Annotated in this window: 4 protein-coding genes; 3 read left to right on the top strand and 1 reads right to left on the bottom strand. The window is 64.9% G+C overall.

Annotation, left to right across the window (positions count from 1 at the left end; translation table 11 throughout):
• Positions 1-82 precede the first annotated feature (82 nt).
• Together AKL29_RS22275 and AKL29_RS22280 are read left to right on the top strand one after the other, a co-directional pair.
• Positions 83-883, top strand: coding sequence for a phytanoyl-CoA dioxygenase family protein (locus tag AKL29_RS22275; protein WP_050385641.1), 801 nt, complete (start codon positions 83-85; stop codon positions 881-883).
• Positions 884-1,013: 130 nt separating this feature from the next.
• Positions 1,014-2,321, top strand: a complete 1,308-nt coding sequence (locus tag AKL29_RS22280; protein WP_050385680.1) for an NAD(P)H-dependent oxidoreductase — start codon at positions 1,014-1,016, stop codon at positions 2,319-2,321.
• 235 nt (positions 2,322-2,556) lie between these two features.
• Here the strand turns inward: AKL29_RS22280 and AKL29_RS22285 are convergent, their stop codons facing one another.
• The gene (locus AKL29_RS22285; protein WP_050385642.1) at positions 2,557-3,642 is read right to left on the bottom strand and encodes an NAD-dependent epimerase/dehydratase family protein; all 1,086 of its coding nucleotides are present in this window, start codon (positions 3,640-3,642) and stop codon (positions 2,557-2,559) included.
• Positions 3,643-3,950: 308 nt separating this feature from the next.
• On the opposite strand from AKL29_RS22285, the gene AKL29_RS22290 reads away from it, so the two are divergent.
• The gene (locus tag AKL29_RS22290) at positions 3,951-5,039 is read left to right on the top strand and encodes a TRAP transporter substrate-binding protein (protein WP_050385643.1); all 1,089 of its coding nucleotides are present in this window, start codon (positions 3,951-3,953) and stop codon (positions 5,037-5,039) included.
• Positions 5,040-5,172: the final 133 nt, after the last annotated feature.

The following is a 5,172-nucleotide window of genomic DNA, read 5'->3' on the forward strand; positions in this document are numbered from 1 at the left end:
TTCGCCGCTTGAAAAAAATGGATGGCCGGGTCAAGCCCGGCATGACGACTAGGAAAAGAAACAATCAAAGGAGGAAAGCACCATGAAACTGACCCAAGAGCAGGTCGAATTTTTCCATCGCGAAGGCTGGCTGTTTCTGCCCGAGCTGTTCAGCCAGGAAGAGGTCGACTTCCTCGCGCGCGAGGCAATCTCGATCTATGACGCCAACCGCCCCGAGGTATGGCGCGAGAAGAGTGGCGCGCCGCGCACGGCCTTCGCCGCCCACCTCTACAATGAGGCGTTCGGCGTCCTCGGCGCGCATCCGCGCATGATCGACCCCATCGAGCAGCTGTTCGGTGAGAAGGTCTACATGCACCAGTTCAAGATCAACGCGAAGGCGGCCTTCACCGGAGACGTCTGGCAGTGGCACCAGGACTACGGCACCTGGAAGCGCGATGACGGCATGCCGGAGCCGCGCGCGATGAACATCGCGATCTTCCTCGACGAGGTGATGCCGATCAACGGCCCGCTGATGCTGGTGCCGCAGAGCCAGTCCGCGGGCGATCTGAAAGCCTCGCACGATCTCGAAACCACGTCCTATCCGCTGTGGACGCTGGACGAGGAAACCGTGACGCGCCTGGTGAAGCAGGGCGGCATCGTCGCGCCGACCGGCAAGCCCGGCGGCATGCTGATGTTCCACGGCAATCTGGTGCACGGATCGAGCGGCAACATCACGCCCTATCCGCGCAAGATCGTCTACCTGACGCTGAACGCGGTCTCGAACTACATCCGCACCCCGACGCGGCCCGACTATATCGCGCACCGCGACTTCACGCCGATCCAGACGGTTGCCGACGACGCGCTGCTGCGGCTCGCCCGTGCACCGCGGCAGGCGGCGGAGTAAGAATCGGCCGTCATTCCGCGGCGGCGCGTTAGCGTCAAACCACAGATGCGCGATCGCGCATCGGGGAATCTCGAGGTTCCGGGTTCGCGTTTCACGCGCCCCGGAACGACCCTTTTGTTTGGAAAGCATCATGAACCTGCATCACCTCCTCAAAACCCGCGCCGCCGCCGGCAAGCCGGTGCGCGTCGTCCTGATCGGCGCCGGAAAATTCGGCTCGATGTTCCTGTCGCAGGTGCCGCACACGCCGGGGCTCGAGGTGCCCGTGATCGTCGATCTCGACCGTAACCGCGCGCGCGAGGCGTGCCGCACGGTCGGCTGGGACGACGCGCGGATCAGCGCCACCACCTTCACCGACGACGGTGCACGTGCGATCGCCGGCGGCGCATTCGATGTCGTGGTGGAAGCGACCGGCAATCCCGCCGTCGGCATCCGCCATGCCCGCGCGGCGATTGCCGCCGGCAAGCATGTCGTGATGGTCAATGTCGAGGCCGACGTGCTGGCGGGGCCGCTGCTCGCCGAGGAGGCACGCAAGGCCGGCGTGGTCTATTCGCTCGCCTATGGCGACCAGCCGGCGCTGACGGCCGAGATGGTCGACTGGGCGCGCGCCACAGGCTTCCGCGTCGTCGCAGCCGGCAAGGGCACAAAGTATCTGCCGGCCTATCATGACGTCACGCCGGAGGGTGTGTGGCAGCATTACGGGCTCACCGCCGGCGAGGCGCAATCCGCCGGCATGAATCCGCAGATGTTCAACTCCTTCCTCGACGGCACCAAATCTGCGATCGAGATGGCGGCGATCGCCAATGCCTGCACCCTCGACGTGCCGTCGGAGGGATTGTTGTTTCCGCCCTGCGGCGTCGACGACCTGCCGCATGTGATGCGGCCGCGCGACAAGGGCGGCGTGCTGGAGAAATCCGGCATCGTCGAAGTGGTGTCGTCGCTGGAGCGCGACGGCCGTCCGGTGTTTCGCGATTTGCGCTGGGGCGTTTATGTCGTGCTGGAGGCGCCCAACGATTATGCCGCGGATTGCTTCAAGCAGTACGGCCTCAAGACCGACGCCTCCGGCCGCTATGCGGCGATGTACAAGCCGTATCATCTGATCGGGCTCGAGCTGAACATCTCCGTGCTGTCGGCGGCGCTGCGCAACGAGCCGACCGGGCAGCCGCGCCGCTTCCGCGGCGACGTCGCAGCGGTGGCCAAGCGCAATCTGCGCGCCGGCGAGATGCTCGACGGCGAAGGCGGCTACACCGTGTGGGGCAAACTGATGCCGGCCGCCGCCAGCCTCGCCGCCGGCGCATTGCCGATCGGGCTCGCGCATCGGGTGAAGCTGAAGAACGACGTCGCCCATGGCGCAGTGGTGCGCTGGAGCGACGTCGAGGTCGACGAGAGCAACGATACGATCAAGACGCGCAAGGCGATGGAAGTAGCGTTCTCGCGGTAACGTCTTCGGTCGCTCCGCTCGCCGAAAGAGAGAGTGTGCCCTTCACCTCTCCCCGCCCTTTGCGGGGAGAGGTCGGATCGCCCCGGCGACGCGAAGCATCGTCCGGTGTGATCCGGGTGAGGGGCAAGGCACTGCGCTCGACAAACAGCGAAGCGCTCGCCGGATGGATGCCCCTCACCCCAGCCCTCTCCCCGTAAGAACGGCGAGAGGGAGAAGATGGAGCGCGGCTCAATAACTACGGCAGCAGCCGGCTCGCCTTCGCCAGCTTGAACCATTTGCGGAACATGGCTTCCGTATCCATCATCTCGGTGAAGCCGGCCTGGTTGATCTTCACCGTCGAGACGATCGACGGCGGACCGGGTTCAGTCTGCCCGTAGCGCATGCTGTAATCGGCATATTGGAAGGACAGGCCGACGAACTCCTCCAAGCCGGGCGCGATCAGGTCGTGCTTCCTGCGCAATTCGTCCCACGGCGCAATCCATTTCGGATACTCCTGCGCCAGCGACAGCGGCACGTGCCGGCCCGGCGTCATCTCGAGCGCATCCGAGACCGCCGGCCAGATATTTTCCCAGGTGAAGACGTCGCCATTGGTGACGTTGAACGCTTCGTTGCGCGCAGCCTCGGCGTCGCCCGACCAGGCGATCGCGCGTGCCAAGAGATCGACATCGACCGCCTGCGCGACGCGCGGCGCGCCGCCCGGATAATCCAGCGGCCTTCCCTGCGCGCGCAGCACCGCCGCATAGACGCCGAGCGGCGGGATCAGGTCCATCGCGCCGCCCATGGCTTCGCCGATGATCAAGACCGGGCGCAAGATGCTCCAGTGCCAGCCCTTGCCCCGCTGCAGCTCGCGCAGGAAATTCTCCTGCGCCCAATAGAAATTCGGCTGCTCGTACATTTCGGACCGGCCCTCGCGCGCCGGCACCGTGAGCGGCCGGACATGCACGCCATAGGCCTTGGTGCCCTGCAGCAGCGCGACATGCTTGAGATCAGGCGCGACGGGTTCGAGCACGCCCATCAGATTGCGCAGCATCCGGTCGTTGGTTTCGATCTGCCCGGCATCGCGCCAGCCATCGACCAGGCTGGACGCCTCATAGAGCGCGGCGTAGATCAGGTGCGTTGCGCCGCCGAGCTCGGCTGCGGCGCGACGGCAATCCTCCGCGCTGGTGAGATCGATTCGCACATGCCGCGCGCCGTAGAGATCGCGCGGCTTGCGGCGCGACAGCGCAATGCGCTCGCAATCGTCGGATGCGCCGAAGTGTCGCAAGGCAGCGTTGCCCACGAGGCCGGTCGCGCCGGCAACCACGATTTTCTTGTTGGCCATGTCCTTGAACTCCCATCAACCCACCCGCCCTGCGTAGCAGATCGCGGCAGGGCCGGCAGCCATCGCCGCGGGTATCGGATGAGACCGACAGCGCCGATTGTCCTTCGCACCTGCAACGAAGGCAGGCGCTTGATTTCCTCCGGCAAACGATCATCCTGACCGGCGGAACCGGAAACTCGGATTTCCACAACAAGAGCCCGTCGAGGGCCACCGGACACATTCATCACAGAACGTCGATCGATCGGCGAAGAAAGACGACACCAAGATCGTTCCCCTTGTCGAGGTATCGGCACACAGGAGGGATACGCATGAAGCGTCGTGAATTCTTGAAGGCAGGCGGCGTCGGGCTGGCTGCGACGGCGGTCGCCGCGCCCGCGGTCGCGCAATCGATGCCGGAGGTCAGGTGGCGGCTGGCGGCGAGCTGGCCGAAGGCGCTCGATACGCTCTATGGCGGGTGTGAATTCTTCTGCAAGCGCGTCGCCGAGATCACCGACAACCGCTTCCAGATCCAGTCGTTCGCCGCCGGCGAGATCGTGCCCGGCTTGCAGGTGCTGGACGCCGTCTCCAACGGCACGGTCGAGATGGGCAATACCGCGCTGTATTACTACTGGGGCAAGAATCCCGCCTTCACCTTCGGCACGTCGCTGCCGTTCGGCCTCAACACGCGCCAGCACATTTCCTGGCTGCAATGGGGCGGCGGCACCGACCTGCTCAACAATCTGCTCGCAGAATACAACTGCATCGGCATTCCGACCGGCTCGACCGGCGCCCAGATGGGCGGCTGGTTCCGGAAGGAGATCAAGTCGATGGCGGATTTCCAGGGCTTGAAATTCCGGGTCGGCGGCTTCGCCGGAACCATCATCGCCAAGGTCGGCGGCGTGCCGCAGCAGATCGCCGGCGGCGACATCTATCCGGCGCTGGAAAAAGGCACCATCGACGCCGCCGAATGGGTCGGGCCGTATGACGACGAGAAGCTCGGCTTCGTCAAGGTCGCGAAGTTCTACTACTACCCCGGCTGGTGGGAAGGCACCGGCCAGGGCCACAATGTGATGAACAAGGACAAGTGGAACGCGCTGCCGAAGCACTATCAGGCCGCGATCCAGGCCGCCTCCGAAGACACCTTCACCTGGGTGACCGGTAAATATGACGCGGTCAACCCGCCGGCGCTGAAACGCCTGATCGTGGCCGGCGCGCAGTTGCGCCCGTTCCCGCAGGAAGTGCTGGAAGCCTGCTACGGCGCGGCCAACGAGATCTACGCGGATCTTTCCAAGAGCAACCCGCATTTCGGCAAGATGCATGCGAGCCTGGCCGCCTATCGCAACGAATCGCTGGCCTGGATGCAGGTCGCCGAGCTCTCGTTCGACAGCTTCATGATGCGGATGCGCACGCGCACGTAACTCCACCACTTCTCCCCGCCTGCGGGGAGAAGTCCGATTGCATCGAAGATGCAATCCGGATGAGGGGGAGTCGCCGCGAAAGACTTCTTACCGCGTTTGCGGCACGAGCCCCTCACCCCAACCCTCTCCCCGC

Origin of the sequence: Bradyrhizobium pachyrhizi, assembly GCF_001189245.1 — a bacterium.
GTDB classification, from domain to species: domain Bacteria; phylum Pseudomonadota; class Alphaproteobacteria; order Rhizobiales; family Xanthobacteraceae; genus Bradyrhizobium; species Bradyrhizobium pachyrhizi.

What these genes read in the sequence shown, in the direction of transcription:
- AKL29_RS22275 (WP_050385641.1), top strand. Translation starts at nt 83, where the DNA reads ATGAAACTGACCCAAGAGCAGGTCGAATTTTTCCATCGCGAAGGCTGG.
- AKL29_RS22285 (WP_050385642.1), bottom strand. Translation starts at nt 3,642, where the DNA reads ATGGCCAACAAGAAAATCGTGGTTGCCGGCGCGACCGGCCTCGTGGGC.
- AKL29_RS22290 (WP_050385643.1), top strand. Translation starts at nt 3,951, where the DNA reads ATGAAGCGTCGTGAATTCTTGAAGGCAGGCGGCGTCGGGCTGGCTGCG.
- AKL29_RS22280 (WP_050385680.1), top strand. Translation starts at nt 1,014, where the DNA reads ATGAACCTGCATCACCTCCTCAAAACCCGCGCCGCCGCCGGCAAGCCG.